Raw genomic sequence first — 16,716 nt, 5'->3', positions numbered from 1 at the left:
ATCCGACAATCGGACGTCCGCTGACCAATACCCGTCTGTATTTACTGGATAGTGAGGGACATCCTGTGCCGCTGGGGGCGATAGGGGAATTGTACATAGGTGGCGCGGGAGTGACGCGAGGCTACCTGAATCGCCCGGATTTGACCGCGGAACGTTTCCTTCTCGATCCGTTCAGTGATAAACCGGGGGCCCGCATGTACCGGACCGGGGATTTGGCCTGTTATCTGCCAGACGGTAATCTGGAGTTTTTGGGGCGTAATGACTATCAGGTTAAAATCCGGGGTTTCCGGATAGAGCCGGGGGAAATTGAGGGGCGGTTGGTGGAGCATCCGGCGGTGAATGACTGTGTGGTGCTGGCGCTGGGAGAAGGGCAGGAGAAACGGCTGGTGGCTTATGTGGTGGCGGAAGCCCATGAGGGACTGGTTAATAGTCTGCGTATCTACCTGAGCGCCCTGTTGCCGGATTATATGGTGCCGTCAGCTTTTGTGCGGCTGGATGAGTTTCCATTGACGCCTAACAGTAAGCTGGATCGTCGGGCGTTGCCGGCGCCGGACGGAGAGGCGTTTGCCCGTCAGGTTTACGCCGCGCCGCAGGGAGAAACGGAAATCGCGTTGGCGGCGATTTGGTGTGAGTTGTTGGGCGTTGAGCAGGTCAGCCGGTATGACAGCTTCTTCGCTCTGGGCGGCCATTCACTGCTTGCCATGCGAATGATAAATCTTGCTGCTGGTCGGGGTTTGGTCTGTACATTGAATGTTTTATTCCAATTCCCGGTACTGACCGAACTGGCAGCAAAAATCACATTAGATTCGCTGTCCCAGCCGCAAACCAGCGCTATATCGGTGCGATCTGGTGGAGCAGGATTGCCTGTGTTCTTTGTTCCCAGTGGGATGGGTGACTATTCCTATGTCTTCGGGTTGGCTCAGCGTATACAGTCAGGCTACCCGATTTACGCGCTGCCTTGGCCGTCCATCAATGAAAAACCGATGGCGACTATGGAGGAGCAGGCGGCAAGAATGATCACCTTGATGAAGGCGGTTCAACCGGAAGGACCGTACCGGTTATCTGGTTACTCTTCGGGGGGGATATTGGCTTATGCGATTGCCCAACAGCTTTTGAATGCCGGTGAAATGGTCAATTTCCTGGGGCTGATTGATACGCCGGCTCCTCATTATTTAGGTGAGCAAATAGCGCAGCCTAAATATCAATTCCTTGCTGAATTGGACAGGCAATTAGGGGAAGGACACGCTGAAGAGGTTGCGGAGTTGTACCAGCGAATTGATGAACTGAGTTTGGTGCAGTTTATTGCCGCTGCGCAGGAACTGGCGTTATATCCATCCAGTTTGTGTCCTGATTTAATCGCAGGACGTTGGGAGCAGATAGCACATTATGCGCAAATAGTCAGGGATTATGAGCCACAGGTATTAACAATAACATTGCATCAGTTCTATGCTATGGAATCTTATCCACTTTCTTCTGTTATGGATGAAGAACCGGAGTCTTTAAATATAGAACCGTCGTTAGGTTGGGCACGAGTCGTCCCTGATGCTTTGCTTCACTTAATAGCTATTCCGGGTAACCATTTCAGCTTATTGGAGGATAACGAGAATAAAGTCATTTTAGTTAAAGCCCTTAATATGACACTGGCAATCAACGGTAACGGGGAGGTTTTGCCATACTAATATATTAAGAAATACTGAATAATTTAGCGTTGGTGTGATAATCCGGTATATATTGCTTATACCGGATTTTTTCTTTATTAAAATAGTATAAGGAAAGTGATAATTGCGACAGAATAACTTTCCCCACATAGGACCTGATCTGTTTATCTAATTCAGATAAATCATTGAGATAAGGCATGATGCGATCAATTTTTTATAAATAATCTGACCAGGAGGTAATGCCGTTATTATTTGTAATATAAGAAAGTTTAGATATCGCTAATCTTCTGAGTTGGAAGTTAATTTTGTATTAAGTGACAGTCAGATTGTTCACTTATTTTGTTATTTTGTTGATAGAACTAGCTTGGTGATTACAAAATCAGAACCCGTCAAATTTTATTTCACATTCAAGTAGGTCAATTTCAAACGTTATTGATGAATAATTATTTACTTATTCTTTTCATCTATATGCAGCAGGTTTAGTTTATTCACCATTTATTCCTTTGTTATTCACATTGAGTGCATAAACTGCGCATAAAAATACTTTTTGGAATTTTGAACGAGATCAAAAAGTATTTTTTTGTTTATAACTTGTGTTGACTTTGTTAAGCGCGAGCAACAGTATCTGTCCAATGACTGAGGGATTGTTTTTCGAAAATACTGATAAGAATTATAATATTAACGAAATCATGTAATCTTATTTATCTTTAAATCTTTTTAGAATTCAACTTAGTAAACCTTTCCCTCAGTATTTATTAATTAGTTATATCAGTACGAGCTGAAAAGTAGCGAAAGTTATATTTTTCTTTCGTCCAGACGCTCTCTATTTTAAGGGGAAATGATCCATGTTAGAAAATATTCAGAGAAGTTGGTTTGATCACTATATGGTACCTTGTTTCTCTCCTGCTAAGTTCATCCCTGTTCAGGCCAAAGGCTCGAAAGTATGGGATCAGGATGGAAAGGAATATATTGATTTTGCTGGTGGGATTGCGGTTAATTCATTAGGGCATGCCCATCCTGAATTAAAAGATGAGCTAATTTCTCAGATTGAGAAAATATGGCATATAGGAAATGGTTACACGAATGAGCCAGTTCTTAAATTAGCGAAGAGACTTGTGGCAAATACTTTTGCTGATAAAGTATTTTTCTGTAATTCAGGCGCAGAAGCTAACGAGGCAGCATTAAAGTTAGCCAGGAAATATGCTGCTGATAAGTATGGAAAAAATAAAAATGAGATTATCTCATTTAACGATTCTTTTCATGGCAGGACATTATTTACCGTTACAGTTGGAGGGCAACCAAAATATTCACAAGATTATGCACCTCTTCCTCAAGAAATTACTCATCTTCCTTATAATGACTTGTCTGCGATCAGGGAGCACATCTCTGAAAATACTTGTGCGATTATTGTTGAACCTATTATTGGGGAGGGTGGAGTTATTCCCGCAGATCCTGAATTTTTGCAGGGATTGCGTACCTTATGTGATCGCTTTCAGGCACTACTCATTTTCGATGAAATCCAAACTGGAGTAGGTCGTACCGGATATCTTTATGCTTATCAGGGGTATGGCGTGGAGCCTGATATTCTGACCAGTGCAAAAGGTCTTGGTGGGGGTTTTCCTATTGGTGCTATGTTGACGAAACAACATATTGCAGAAGCCTTTCAACCCGGCACGCATGGGACAACTTTTGGTGGTAATCCTCTGGCAGCGGCAGTCGCTAATAAAGTGCTTTCCATTGTTAATCAGACAGAACTTCTTACCGGAGTGCAACAGCGTCATGATTATTTTATGGATAGATTATCGAAACTCAATCAGCGTTATCAAATATTCAGTTGCTTGCGGGGCAAAGGGCTGCTTCTGGGGGCTGAATTACATAAGAATTGGCAAGGTAAGGCGAAGCAGTTGACCAATACTGCAGCAGAAGAGGGGTTGATTGTATTGATTGCCGGGCCGGATGTATTGCGCTTTGCGCCTGCATTAAACATTGAATTTGCTGATATTGATGAAGGTCTGGTTCGTCTTGAAAGTGCCATTATGCGGTTTGTCGGTTAATAGCAGATTGAAGGTGATCTTATGATGCTTTTCCGAACTGTCCAGAATAGTGATTTAAAGGGGATTCAGGCTTTATCCGAACGAGCTGGTATAGGTCTGACATCTTTGCCAAATAACCTGGATCAATTACGTTCACGTATTACACGTAGCGTCGATACTTTTGAAGGAAGATTGACCAGATCTCAACAAGGATTCTTTTTTGTGCTGGAAGATACCAGTGCGAATCGCGTAGTAGGCGTTAGTGCTATAGAAGCGGCGGTAGGATTGGAGGAACCGTTTTATAACTTTCGGGTACAAAAAACGATTCGCTCATCACGTGAGTTGGGCGTTTATAAAGCTATTGAAGCTTTAACTTTAGAACAAGATCAGACGGGTAACAGTGAATTATGTACCTTGTTCCTAGACCCGGAATATCAGAAAGGAAAAAATGGCACATTTCTCTCTAAAGCGCGTTTTCTCTTTATCGCCGCATTTAGGGATCTGTTTTCTAAAATAATATTCGCTGAAATGCGTGGCGTTGCTGATGAGCAAGGGAATTCGCCTTTCTGGAACGCATTGGGACAACATTTTTTTGGCATTCCTTTTTCTCAGGCAGATTACTTAACTGGTATTGGATCAAAAACTTTTATTGCGGAACTCATGCCTCTGCATCCGGTTTATATATCCTTATTATCTCCCGAGGCGCAGAAGGTGATTGGACAGGTTCATGAAAAAACTGTCCCAGCCCGTGCGATTCTTGAGAAAGAAGGTTTTTCCTATCAAGGCCATATCGATATTTTTGACGCAGGTGCTTTACTACAGGCTGAGATCGACCGGATACGCGCAGTAAAAGAGAGTCAGCTTGTTACTGTCAGCAAAGCTAAGTCAGTTATCCGCAATGATGGAATTCCTTGCATCGTTGCCAATCAGTACTTTAGTGAATTTCGAGCGCTTTTACTGAATATTGCGTATGACGGCGAGGAACTTTCTCTAACACCCGTTGAAATGGATGCACTTCAGATCAGTGATGGGGAGCAGGTGCGACTCGTCAGTCTCTTTCCAGAGGAAAACTAATTATGATGAATCATAAAGCACATTACATTGGGGGAAGATGGGTAGAGGGGCAGGGTGAATCGATAACCAAATTCTCTCCAATAGATCAACAGATCCTGTGGCAAGCTAACAGCGCCGATGCCTCTCAAGTCAGCGCTGCTTGTCAGTCTGCCCGCGAGGCGTTTTATTCTTGGTCACATTTGCCAGTCAGTGAGCGAATTAATGTCGTCCAGAAGTTTGTAGTTTTGTTGAATGAAGAGAAAGAAGTTCTCGCCCGTGTTATCAGTCAAGAAACCAGTAAACCATTATGGGAAACACGTACTGAAATACAATCCATGATAGGTAAAGCGGCTATTTCCATTGAAGCATGGGAACAGCGTACAGGAGAATCAGAAACCATTATGCCAGATGGTCGGGCGTTATTGCGTCATCGTCCCCATGGTGTGATGGCGGTTTTTGGTCCGTATAACTTTCCTGGTCATTTACCCAATGGTCATATTATTCCCGCACTGATCGCGGGTAATACGCTGGTGTTTAAACCCAGTGAGCTGACACCGATGACCGCTGAAGAAACCGTAAAACTGTGGGAAAAAGCGGGCTTGCCCGCAGGGGTGCTTAATTTGGTTCAAGGTGCGCGTAATACAGGGACCGTATTGCTGGAGGATAAGCAGCTCGATGGTGTGCTGTTTACAGGGAGTGCTAATACTGGCTTTCACTTTCACCGCGTGTTTGGCGGTCATCCAGAAAAAATGTTGGCACTTGAAATGGGAGGAAATAATGCACTGATCGTTGATGCCTGTGATGATATTGATGCCGCTGTTTATACCATTGTGCAGTCAGCATTTATCTCCGCGGGTCAACGTTGCACCTGCGCTCGCAGATTGTTGGTAAAAAATGGTGCACATGGAGACGCAGTAATTAAACGTTTGGTGGAAGTGACTAAACAGATTGTTCCATCCCATTGGGATGCACAACCTCAACCTTTTATTGGTGGAGTCATTTCTCTACAGGCTGTTCAGAATTTGTTGGAAGCGCAAGATCGGCTACAAAAACTTGGTGGGATTTCTTTGGTTTCGTTGGAGCAACTCGCTCCTCAATCAACGTTGCTGACACCAGGGATTATTGATGTTAGTCAGATAGTCGATCAACCTGATGAAGAGTATTTCGGGCCGCTGCTCATGTTGATGCGTTATGACACATTTGATGAAGCGTTAGCTATCGCCAATAACACCCGGTTCGGGCTGGCTGTTGGTTTAATTTCGCCAGATGCTGCACTGTTTCAGCGCTTATCAGAAGATGCGAGAGCGGGGATTGTGAACTGGAATAAGCCGTTGACTGGGGCTTCCAGTAAAGCACCTTTCGGTGGTATTGGTGCATCAGGAAACTTCCGGCCCAGTGCTTATTATGCTGCTGATTACTGTGCCTGGCCGATGGCATCCCTTGTTTCCGATGAACTTTTTTTACCTGAAACGCTGGCACCGGGAATTCATTTCCCTGATTAACTTAATACCATTTTTCCAGAGGTATCTATGTCTGGTTTTGAAGCAAATTTTGATGGGTTGGTCGGTCTGACCCATCATTACGCTGGGCTTTCAGTGGGTAATAAGGCATCTATCTATAATAGGGATAGTGTGTCTAACCCACGCAAAGCTGCGCTGCAAGGGTTGATGAAAATGAAGTCGCTGGCTGATGTAGGGTTTATTCAGGGAGTGCTTCCACCGCAACAACGTCCTAATATTCCCGCGTTGCGTAATTTAGGTTTTGCAGGCAGTGATGAGCAAGTACTCCAGAAAGCGGCTCAATATTCTCCTGTGTTGTTATCAAAGCTGAGTTCTGCGTCATCAATGTGGACAGCAAACGCGGCGACAGTGTCACCTTCAGCAGATAGTGCTGACCAGAGAGTGCATTTCACGGTAGCAAATTTAAATAACAAATTGCATCGTTCGCTGGAAACAGAAACGACGGCAGCCGCGTTAAAAGCCACTTTTGCTAATCAAAACTATTTTGTTCATCATCATGCTCTGCCACAACATGAGGATTTCGGTGATGAAGGGGCGGCAAACCATAATCGTCTCTGTGGTGACTATCATACGCCGGGCGTACAGGTATTTGTTTATGGGCGTAGCGTGCTGCGTGGTGGTCCGATGCCCCAGCTTTACCCCGCGCGGCAAACACGGGAAGCCAGTGAAGCTGTTGCACGGCTGCATCAGCTTAATCCGGCACAAACCGTCTTTGTGCAGCAAAAACCTGTCGCCATTGACAGTGGTGTTTTCCACAATGATGTCATTGCAGTGAGCAACCGAAATGTCCTCTTTCATCATCAATATGCTTACCTTAATCAGGCTCAGGCTCTCGCTGAAATTAAGGAAAAAATGGCGGTGTTGGGACATGATTTTGTCGCGATTGAAGTGCCTTCAGAGCGGGTAAGTATTAAAGATGTGGTTGATTCTTATCTCTTTAATAGTCAGTTACTGAGTAAAACTGATGGAAAAATGATGATCGTTGTTCCTGAAGAGTGCCGTCAAAATGCTGTCGTCTGGGATTATTTACAGTCATTGATTGCGCAAACTTCTTCACCCATTAATGAAGTCTGCGTTTTTGATCTTCGGGAAAGTATGCGTAATGGCGGCGGACCAGCATGTTTACGCCTGAGGGTTGTGTTAAATGATGCTGAATTCAGTGCTGTCAATCCTGCAACACTGATGAATACTCAGCTTTATGATCGTCTGACCAAATGGATAGAACAGCATTATCGTGATCAATTATGTTCCAGTGATCTGGCTGATCCCCAATTACTTCGTGAATTTTATACCGCTCTGGATGAGCTTACGCAAATCCTAAATTTAGGATCGATCTATGAATTTCAACGCTAAATTGGAGTGGATATGGATCTGTTAACGTTATTGCTTGAAAAGAAACTTGCTAATCATTTGACGTTTCCGGAAACAATCAGTGCGAGTTGGTTGGCAGAAGGGGTATTGCAACTTATTCCTTGTGAAGGGAAAAATCGATCTCTGGTGATTTCTGCGGGTATTCATGGTAATGAAACGGCACCTATTGAAATATTGATTCAGTTATTGGCACAGTTGGCTGATGGTACGCTAACACTAGAAAATAACTTGTTGATCATCTTCGGTAACCTGCCTGCTATGCGTGCGAATCGGCGTTACTTGCATAATGATTTGAACCGAATGTTTGGTGGTCGTTATCTGGATTTCCCGCAGGGAAATGAGCGGTCACGTGCGGCTGAACTGGAAAATGTTGTGAGTCGTTTTTTTGCTGAACCTTCGGTGTCTTCTACAAATATTCGCTGGCATATTGACTTGCATACAGCGATACGGGCTTCTCATCATGAGCAATTTGCGTTATTACCTGCTCAGGGCCGTCCTTTTTCTGCTGAGTTTATGCAATGGTTGAGTGATAGTGATATTGAAGCACTGGTTTATCACAAAGAAAAAGGAGGGACTTTCAGCCACTTCCTGGGAGAAAAATTTGGCGCAGACAGTTGCACGATGGAAATTGGCAAAGTAATGCCTTTTGGTAAAAATGATTTAAAAAGATTTCAGAAAATCATTGAGGCTCTTCATGGTTTAATCCCTTATTCGCAAATAACTGCACGCATTAAACCTGAGCTGAAACATTACCAAATAGTTGATTCGATTATTAAGAGTGATGACAGTTTTCAACTTCATATACCTGCCGATACCATGAATTTCACTGAGTTGCCTGAAGGATTTGAAATTGCCAGCCAACAGGATCGCTATTGGAAAATTACCTCCCCAGCAAAATTTATATTATTTCCTAATGCTGAGGTTGCTAATGGATTACGGGCGGGATTGTTACTTGCTCTAAATGAAAAAAATAACTAAATAAAATATTACGACATTTTCTTTCTGAAGCAGTGGCACTTTCTTCTTCAGAAAGAATTCCGCAATGTGCTTCTTCGCTTTAATGACGGACGGGTATTATCATGATAAAAAATAATAAAACTCAACAAAACCTTTCGACAGAGAAATTTACTGATTCGCAAGAGCTGCATAGAGGATTGAGTGCACGTCATATTCAAATGATTTCTATTGGCGGTGCTATTGGTACCGGTTTATTTATGGGGTCGGGCAAAACTATTGCCGTATCCGGAACATCAATCATTATTACCTATGCCATTGTCGGTTTTTTTGTGTATATGGTGATGCGAGCTATGGGAGAATTACTGCTCACTAAATTGAATTATCGCTCTTTTGCTGATTTCGTGTCTGATTATTTAGGGACGAAAGCGAGTTTTTTTCTCGGCTGGACTTACTGGATGAGTTGGATTGTATCCTGTATTGCTGATGTGGTGGTTTGTGGAGGATATATTCAATATTGGTTTCCCGGCGTTTCTCTTTGGGTGCCTGCGTTTTTAACCTTGGGTTTACTTTGTACTTGCAATTTGTTGTCTGTCCGGTTATTTGGTGAAGCTGAATTTTGGTTTGCGATTATTAAAGTCATTGCGATTTTAGCGCTAATTATTGTGGGTATCGGTATGGTGATGATAGGCTGGAAATCACCAGATGGTATGACGGCATCCATTAATAATCTGACTGATCCATCAGTATTCCTGCCGAATGGTATTTTTGGTTTTTTTGCCGGTTTTCAGATTGCGATTTTTTCTTTTACTGGGGTTGAACTTGTTGGCACCATGACCGCAGAAACAAAAGATCCAGAAAAGATATTGCCGAAAGCAATTAATAAGATCCCGATGAGAATTTTTATCTTCTATATTTTCTCAATGTTAAGCATTATTGCTGTGACTTCCTGGGGACGTATTTCATCTGAAACCAGCCCTTTTGTGACGTTATTTTCCCTGGCTGGTCTGCCAGCTGCTGCCGCAATTGTTAACTTTGTTGCATTAACGTCGGCAATGTCTTCTGCTAATAGTGGATTATATGCTTGTACACGTATGCTTTATGGGTTATCAACGGAAAGAAATGCTCACTGGAAATTTAAAATTCTTTCCCGTAATACTGCTATTCCGGTACATAGTCTGATATTTTCCTGTTTCTGTATGATAATTGGCACGTCACTTCTATTTATCGTACCAAATGTCATGCGGTTATTTACTATTGTATCAACCGTTGCTTCTATTATGGTGATTTATAGCTGGTGTGTGATATTAGTGGCCTATTTAGCCTATCGTAAACATCATCCTGAATTGCATAAACGATCAATATTTAAGATGCCTTTGGGAGTGTCGATGACGTGGATCACGCTGATTTTTTTCATCCTCACAGTAGTGATAATGGTTTTTGATCCCGATACGTTGGTAGCTCTCTGTGGTACACCTTTGTGGTTTATCGCGTTAAGTATTCTATGGCGCGTGAAAAAGAAAAATGAAGCACAGGAAGAACAAGATTATCAGGTAGCGAAAGAAGGTTTTCGTCCATAGTCAGGCGGGTGGCTTGCATTTAATATATTTAGCTATTTTGGCATTTAAACAGACTTCCTATGCTAAGTGCATCATTAGTTGAATCCAGCACCGAATGTTCATAACTTCGGTGCTTTTTATTGATAATAAATCTTAAGTGAACTTACCGTATTATTGGGAAATAAAAATTCATGATAATATTTATTTGAATTATGTAGATGGTCATAATTGCAATTGGATGATGTTTCTTATGTTATTGTAGAATAATAAATAAGTGATTTTATTATATATGACATTGTAATAACTGAAGAATTATTTATTTTATATGTTATTGAAATTATCTTTTTTTATGTTTTTTATTATTTTTAATTTAGTTATTATTGGGCTTGTTTTTTTCTATTTAATAATCTACCTTTATTTAATATGACTAATAATAAGATAAAATAATTGAATCATATGATTTATATTGTTAGCTTATTTTGTGATTTATTTGTGTGGCAACATTATCAATAAAGCAAGGAGAGAAATATGAATTTTAATAAAAAAGTTTTTCTGATTTCCCCTTTATTATTAGTTGTTAGTCAATTTAGTGTGGCATGTAATATTGATCCAATGGTAGAAAATATAATAAAAAGCTATGGATTACAAGAAACCAAAGTGATGTCTATGTATAAAAAATGCGAATTTTATGTGGTTAATACTGGAAATAGAATTATATTAACTAATAATGAATCCAGAAATATTGATGAGCGCGCAGAACTAGCGATATACTGGTATCGAGGAATGGGAATAGATGAATATAAACTATTTGATAGTAATAAATATACAAGAGTTCCTTGTGCTAACATTCCGAATCGCTTTTGCAGAATTTCTCCTGAATATACTTACGCGAAGAGCTATCCGATGAGAGAGGATAAAAAATTTATTATAGAATTTAGGACGATAGAACCTGGCTGGTTATATAATGAATTTACAACTAAACATAACTGCGAAATTAACGTTGAATCAAGAGGAGAATCATATGGGCTTGGTGAAATAACTACATTGATAAAAGATGAGTCAAATTGTGAGCCTAAAGGTTATAAGATGGGGGATGAATTCAATAAGTGGTTATCAGAAAAGCCAGTTAAAATAGAGACGACAATTTCTTATGTACAATTACCAATACCAAAATGAACCCTTTGCTGGGGGATATAGTGGATAGCAATCTGTATAATATTAAAGAAACAAATGTAAGTTACAGCCTTGCGCCATTAGATGGTAAAGAAAATTTTTACTAAGAAATGTTTTTCAAAAGGTATATTATCATATAATTATTGTTTTTTTTATTTTATGCCGTTATTATATTGTTTTTCATATATTCTCATAAAATATTTTTTAATTTAATTATACTGGAATTTGTTTTTGTTTTTTCTAATTAAATAATCTATCTTATTTAAGGCAGAGAATATAACAATAGAAATTAATGCAGTGGGTTAATTGATTATATATTATCTGTAATGGTGTTTATTTAATTAACATATAATAATGAAACCTGTTTTCATTTAATTAGGTGCCAAAAATAAATCAAGGAGAGAAACATGGGTTTGAATAAAAAAGTTTTCCTTATTTCCCCGATTTTATTAGCTATTAGCAGTGTCAGTATGGCATGTATGAAAGATCCGGAGAACATTAGAAATCAGGTAAAAGATGCAATAACGGCAAATGGATTGGCAAAAACCAAAGTAATGTCTTTATATACAAATTGTGTTCTTAGAGTTAAAGACAACACACCGAATAAACTTACGCTAAGGAGTAGTAAAACTGCAAATAGTGATAATGATGCAGAAAAATCGATGTACTGGTATCGAGGAATGGAGATAAAGGAATATCAAACATTTGATAAGAATAGGAACGAGAAAATTTCTTGCGTTCAAGAAAATAGTTTCTGTGGAATTGCGCCTCAATTCACTTACTCACAAAGTTATCTAACCAATAAAAAACCAGGTGTTGTTATTGAATTTAAGACGGAAAAGGCAGGTTGGTTATATGGTGACTTTACAACTAAACATAAGTGTAAGACTAAAGCTGAAGGTGGAGGAACATACGGGCTTGGTGTAACAGGAACATCGGCAAGTTGTGATCCTGCATATAAGCAACGCGGAATAGGAAATATATTTAATGAGTGGTTATCAAAGAATAAAATACAAGCCCAAGTCGCTTATGTATTATTACAGAAACAGAAAAAATAGGCTTCCCTGTGCTGTAATCATCAATCTTAAATCTGCGTAAATAAATATAAAGTGCCGCATATATGCGGCACAATTAAATTGTTTTTTGTAGTTCATTACGTGCGGCCTGAGCCAGAAAACCACTTCTGCTGCCATATTCAGGATGATCATGAACAATCGTATCAATACGATACAATAAACGATGTGGCAAGGTAATATTGATCCGTTCTGCTCTGCCATCGAATTTATCCATATTGACATCAACCAAGATCCATTGGCCATCAATATATTTACCCATGTTTTCAGTGAGATGTTCTTGCATTGTTCTGGCTTTCGGCCGCTCTGATTCATTTTGCGTTAATAATTCAAAATGTACCTTAATAGCACTTTTAGCATCTTGCCAGGCTTCTTCAAGTGTATCGCCAGCAAAATAACAGCCGGGTACATCAGGAAACCAGCCGCTTGCACTGCCGTCTGTATCAACTTCAATAAAAGCGGGATATAACATATTTTTTCTCCTGATTTGAGTGTTTCTGGTTACTTCATTTGAGAACACTATATTTAATAAGTTGGCATAATTTTCCAATCTTATATCTTTCCGGAGATAAAAAGAAAATAAAAAGGCCGAATCCAGTGAAGTATAGGATTCAGCCTTTATTAGTCATTAATCTGCTATGGATAAGAAACGGTTACGCCTCTCCCTGTGCTGATTGAATCGCAGTCAGTGCAACGGTGTAAACGATATCGTCTACTAAAGCGCCACGGGACAAATCATTCACTGGTTTACGCATACCTTGCAACATTGGCCCGATAGAAACCAGATCCGCAGAACGTTGTACGGCTTTGTAGGTGGTGTTACCGGTGTTCAGATCGGGGAAGATGAACACGGTAGCTTGACCGGCAACCGGTGAGTTTGGTGCTTTGGATTTCGCCACGTCTGCCATAATAGCAGCGTCATACTGCAATGGACCATCAATGATCAGGTCTGGACGTTTTTCCTGCGCCAGACGGGTTGCTTCACGAACTTTCTCAACATCACTACCTGCACCAGAGTTACCGGTAGAGTAGGAGATCATAGCAACACGCGGTTCGATACCAAATGCTTTAGCTGAATCTGCCGATTGAATAGCGATTTCAGACAGTTGTTCAGCCGTCGGATCTGGGTTGATCGCACAGTCACCGTAAACCAGAACTTGTTCTGGTAGCAGCATAAAGAATACGGATGATACCAATGAGCTACCCGGTGCAGTTTTGATTAACTGCAATGGTGGGCGGATCGTGTTTGCTGTGGTGTGTACTGCACCGGAAACCAAGCCATCAACTTCGCCCTGTTCCAGCATCAATGTGCCCAGAACAACGTTGTCTTCCAGTTGTTCACGTGCAACGACTTCGGTCATGCCTTTGTTTTTGCGCAGTTCAACCAGACGTGGAACATAACGCTCACGTACTGCAACCGGATCAACAATTTCGATACCGGTACCCAGTTCTACTCCTTGAGCAGCGGCAACCCGACGGATCTCTTCTGGATCGCCCAGCAGAATACATTGCGCAATACCACGGTCAGCGCAGATAGACGCTGCTTTCACGGTACGAGGTTCATCACCTTCCGGTAGCACAATCCGCTTGCCTGCTTTGCGTGCCAGTTCTGTTAATTGATAACGAAATGCTGGTGGAGACAGACGGTGTGGACGTTCAGAATTCGCTGTCAGGGAATCGATCCACTCTTTGTTGATATGTTGGGCAATATAGTTTTGTAGCTTTTCGATACGTTCATGGTCATCGGCTGGCACTTCCAGGCTGAAACTTTGCAGGCTCAGGGAAGTCTGCCAGGTGTTGGTGTCAACCATAAAGACTGGCAGACCCGTTCCGAAAGCACGTTCACACAATTGTTTAATTGGTTCATCGATGGAATAGCCTCCGGTCAACAGAATTGCACCGATTTCAACGCCATTCATGGCAGCCAGACAGGCTGAAACCAGAACATCTGGGCGATCAGCAGAAGTGACCAGCAGGGAACCCGGACGGAAATGTTCCAGCATATGTGGAATGCTACGTGCGCAGAAAGTCACGGATTTCACCCGACGAGTTTTAATTGCACCTTCATTGATAATACGGGCATTCAGGTGTTTGGCCATATCGATTGCGCGTGTCGCAATCAGATCAAAACTCCATGGAATGCAGCCAAGAATTGGCAATGGGCTATTTTTGGATAAATTGTTTGGATCGATGTTAGCTACGATGGCTTTCGAAGATTCGTCAAAGATTTCCGACAGATCAGGGCGGGTACGGCCCTGATCATCAACCGGTGCATTCAATTTATTGATAATAACACCGGTAATGTTCTGGTTTTTACTGCCACCAAATTCAGCACGAGCCAGTTCAACACGTTCTTTCAACTGTTCTTGGGAATCATTACCCAGCGCCAGTACGAACACAATTTCAGCGTTCAGTGTCTTGGCGATTTCATAGTTCAGAGACTGGGCGAACGGATGTTTACGGGTTGGAACCAGACCTTCAATCAGGATAACTTCTGCGTCTTTGGTGTTTTCGTGGTAAAGGGCCACGATCTTTTCCATCAGTACATCTTTCTGATTTGTCGTCAGTAAAGATTCCACATAGGTCATATCCAGTGGTTCAGAAGTTTTAATACTGGAATGAGAGCGGATGATTGCGGTGGTCTGGTCTTGTGAGCCACCGCAACGAGCTTGGGCGATGGGTTTGAAAACACTCAGGCTGACGCCTTTTTGCTCCATTGAGCGGATCACACCTAAACTAACACTGGTCAAGCCGACGCTGGTGCTGGTAGGGATCAACATAATTGTACGGGACACGGAAACCTCTTTACGGTTGCTCGTTGGTCAAAAGAGTACCGCCAGCAGTAGCTGGCGGTCGGCAAACAAAATATTTTACGCGGTCAGGCGTGCTGCGTCTTGAGCGATCACTAATTCTTCATTAGTTGGGATCACCAGAGCAGGGCGACTGTTGTCGGTAGTGATAGGACCGGATTTACCGAAACGGGCTGCCAGGTTACGTTCGTGATCATATTCAAAACCTAACAGAGCCAGCTTTTTCAGTACCAATTCACGAACCAGCGCTGAGTTTTCACCGATACCACCGGTAAAGATAATTGCATCCAGATGACCTTCCATCAATGCGGAATATGCACCAACGTATTTAGCCAGACGGTGGCAGTAGACATCCATGGCGCGTTTAGCATCGGCTTTGGTTTCGTAGTTATCTTCTATATAACGGCAGTCACTGGTGACTTCAGTCAGACCCAGCAGGCCAGATTCTTTGGTCAGCAGTTTGTTGATTTGTTCAACGCTCATGCCCAGAGAATCATGCAGGTGGAAAATAATAGCCGGATCGATATCACCGCTGCGGGTACCCATTACCAGACCTTCCAGCGGCGTCAGTCCCATAGAAGTGTCAACACATTGACCATTAACGATAGCAGAGATGGAACCACCGTTACCCAGATGGCAAACAATGACATTCAGTTCTTCAACCGGTTTGTCCAGCGTTTTTGCTGCTTCACGGGAAACGAAGAAGTGGCTGGTTCCGTGAGCGCCATAACGACGAATGCCGTGCTCTTTATACAGATTGTATGGTAATGCATACAGGTAAGATTCTTCCGGCATTGTTTGATGGAAAGCGGTATCGAAAACGGCAACATTTTTGTCAGCCAAGTGTGGGAACCCTTTTTTCGCTTCTTCAATACCAATCAGGTGAGCCGGGTTGTGCAATGGTGCGAATGGAACCGCATCTTTAATTCCCTGAATAACTTCCTCATTGATGGTGACAGAAGAGGTGAATTTCTCACCACCGTGAACAATACGATGACCGATTGCGGCGATTTGGGCAGAAAGTTCTGGTTTTTCGGCCAGAATAGTATTAACAATAAAGTTCAATGCTTCACTGTGGGCTGCACCAGCACCTAAAGCGGCTTCATGTTTTGCGCCATCCATTTTCCACTTAATACGGGCTTCAGGCAGGTTAAAACATTCAGCTAGACCAGAAAGATATTCTTCACCGTTAGCAGGATCGATGATAGCAAATTTCAGAGAAGAGCTACCGCAATTGAGGACCAGTACCAGCTTACTTGACATGGAAATACCTATATCGTGTTTGTCAATGAGTCTTACAGATAAGACATGTGATTAATAAAACGTCAATTACTCATCAGCGTAGTGCATAATAGTTGATGACATTAAATGATTAACATCATGCTAAGTGCAAAGGGCATGATGATAAGGTTTAAATTTTCAAAAAAACCTTTTTTCGCTGCCCTAATGTTAATGTATAGGGTAATTTGTTAACAAAATGAGCCTAAATGCAGTGAAAAAGGTAAAATATGC

The 16,716-nt window shown here is 41.8% G+C and carries 12 protein-coding genes; 9 read left to right on the top strand and 3 right to left on the bottom strand.

The window, feature by feature from the left end; all coding sequences use genetic code 11:
- From C5469_RS18600 to C5469_RS18560, 9 genes are all read left to right on the top strand, one after another.
- Positions 1-1,679 (top strand): non-ribosomal peptide synthetase (locus C5469_RS18600; RefSeq protein ID WP_166309765.1); only part of this gene is annotated, 1,679 nt, incomplete at its 5' end.
- 824 nt (positions 1,680-2,503) lie between these two features.
- Positions 2,504-3,712: an aspartate aminotransferase family protein gene (locus C5469_RS18595; RefSeq protein WP_166309763.1), complete on the top strand. Its 1,209-nt coding sequence runs from the start codon at positions 2,504-2,506 to the stop codon at positions 3,710-3,712.
- A gap of 24 nt (positions 3,713-3,736) precedes the next feature.
- A complete protein-coding gene (gene astA / locus C5469_RS18590; RefSeq protein WP_242689526.1) occupies positions 3,737-4,765 on the top strand; it encodes an arginine N-succinyltransferase in 1,029 nt (342 codons plus the stop codon).
- 5 nt (positions 4,766-4,770) lie between these two features.
- The gene (gene astD / locus C5469_RS18585) at positions 4,771-6,246 is read left to right on the top strand and encodes a succinylglutamate-semialdehyde dehydrogenase (RefSeq protein ID WP_166309774.1); all 1,476 of its coding nucleotides are present in this window, start codon (positions 4,771-4,773) and stop codon (positions 6,244-6,246) included.
- A 27-nt stretch (positions 6,247-6,273) separates the two neighbouring features.
- On the top strand, positions 6,274-7,617 hold the full coding sequence (gene astB / locus C5469_RS18580; RefSeq protein ID WP_166309759.1) for an N-succinylarginine dihydrolase: 1,344 nt from the start codon (positions 6,274-6,276) through the stop codon (positions 7,615-7,617).
- Positions 7,618-7,629: 12 nt separating this feature from the next.
- Positions 7,630-8,613, top strand: coding sequence for a succinylglutamate desuccinylase (astE, locus tag C5469_RS18575; RefSeq protein WP_166309757.1), 984 nt, complete (start codon positions 7,630-7,632; stop codon positions 8,611-8,613).
- A gap of 101 nt (positions 8,614-8,714) precedes the next feature.
- The gene (locus C5469_RS18570) at positions 8,715-10,169 is read left to right on the top strand and encodes an amino acid permease (RefSeq protein WP_166309755.1); all 1,455 of its coding nucleotides are present in this window, start codon (positions 8,715-8,717) and stop codon (positions 10,167-10,169) included.
- Positions 10,170-10,676: 507 nt separating this feature from the next.
- A complete protein-coding gene (locus C5469_RS18565; RefSeq protein WP_166309753.1) occupies positions 10,677-11,324 on the top strand; it encodes a hypothetical protein in 648 nt (215 codons plus the stop codon).
- Positions 11,325-11,728: 404 nt separating this feature from the next.
- Complete coding sequence (locus C5469_RS18560; RefSeq protein WP_166309751.1) at positions 11,729-12,379, top strand: hypothetical protein; 651 nt, start codon at positions 11,729-11,731, stop codon at positions 12,377-12,379.
- 73 nt (positions 12,380-12,452) lie between these two features.
- Here the strand turns inward: C5469_RS18560 and C5469_RS18555 are convergent, their stop codons facing one another.
- From C5469_RS18555 to ackA, 3 genes are all read right to left on the bottom strand, one after another.
- Positions 12,453-12,866 carry a type II toxin-antitoxin system HicB family antitoxin gene (locus tag C5469_RS18555; RefSeq protein ID WP_166309749.1) on the bottom strand — a complete coding sequence of 138 codons (414 nt, stop codon included), beginning with the start codon at positions 12,864-12,866 and terminating at the stop codon, positions 12,453-12,455.
- A gap of 181 nt (positions 12,867-13,047) precedes the next feature.
- The gene (gene pta, locus C5469_RS18550) at positions 13,048-15,174 is read right to left on the bottom strand and encodes a phosphate acetyltransferase (RefSeq protein WP_166309772.1); all 2,127 of its coding nucleotides are present in this window, start codon (positions 15,172-15,174) and stop codon (positions 13,048-13,050) included.
- A 90-nt stretch (positions 15,175-15,264) separates the two neighbouring features.
- A complete protein-coding gene (ackA, locus tag C5469_RS18545; protein ID WP_166309747.1) occupies positions 15,265-16,467 on the bottom strand; it encodes an acetate kinase in 1,203 nt (400 codons plus the stop codon).
- Positions 16,468-16,716 lie beyond the last annotated feature (249 nt).

Origin of the sequence: Photorhabdus cinerea (genome assembly GCF_011189575.1) — a bacterium.
GTDB classification, from domain to species: Bacteria; Pseudomonadota; Gammaproteobacteria; order Enterobacterales; family Enterobacteriaceae; genus Photorhabdus; species Photorhabdus cinerea.
The sequence above is the reverse complement of the archived record's forward strand: the minus strand, read 5'-3'. Positions and strand labels throughout refer to the sequence as shown.

Coding starts and splice junctions, on each gene's coding strand:
- C5469_RS18555 (WP_166309749.1), bottom strand. CDS start 12,866: ATGTTATATCCCGCTTTTATTGAAGTTGATACAGACGGCAGTGCAAGC.
- C5469_RS18570 (WP_166309755.1), top strand. CDS start 8,715: ATGATAAAAAATAATAAAACTCAACAAAACCTTTCGACAGAGAAATTT.
- astA (WP_242689526.1), top strand. CDS start 3,737: ATGCTTTTCCGAACTGTCCAGAATAGTGATTTAAAGGGGATTCAGGCT.
- ackA (WP_166309747.1), bottom strand. CDS start 16,467: ATGTCAAGTAAGCTGGTACTGGTCCTCAATTGCGGTAGCTCTTCTCTG.
- astE (WP_166309757.1), top strand. CDS start 7,630: ATGGATCTGTTAACGTTATTGCTTGAAAAGAAACTTGCTAATCATTTG.
- pta (WP_166309772.1), bottom strand. CDS start 15,174: ATGTTGATCCCTACCAGCACCAGCGTCGGCTTGACCAGTGTTAGTTTA.
- C5469_RS18595 (WP_166309763.1), top strand. CDS start 2,504: ATGTTAGAAAATATTCAGAGAAGTTGGTTTGATCACTATATGGTACCT.
- astB (WP_166309759.1), top strand. CDS start 6,274: ATGTCTGGTTTTGAAGCAAATTTTGATGGGTTGGTCGGTCTGACCCAT.
- C5469_RS18565 (WP_166309753.1), top strand. CDS start 10,677: ATGAATTTTAATAAAAAAGTTTTTCTGATTTCCCCTTTATTATTAGTT.
- C5469_RS18560 (WP_166309751.1), top strand. CDS start 11,729: ATGGGTTTGAATAAAAAAGTTTTCCTTATTTCCCCGATTTTATTAGCT.
- astD (WP_166309774.1), top strand. CDS start 4,771: ATGAATCATAAAGCACATTACATTGGGGGAAGATGGGTAGAGGGGCAG.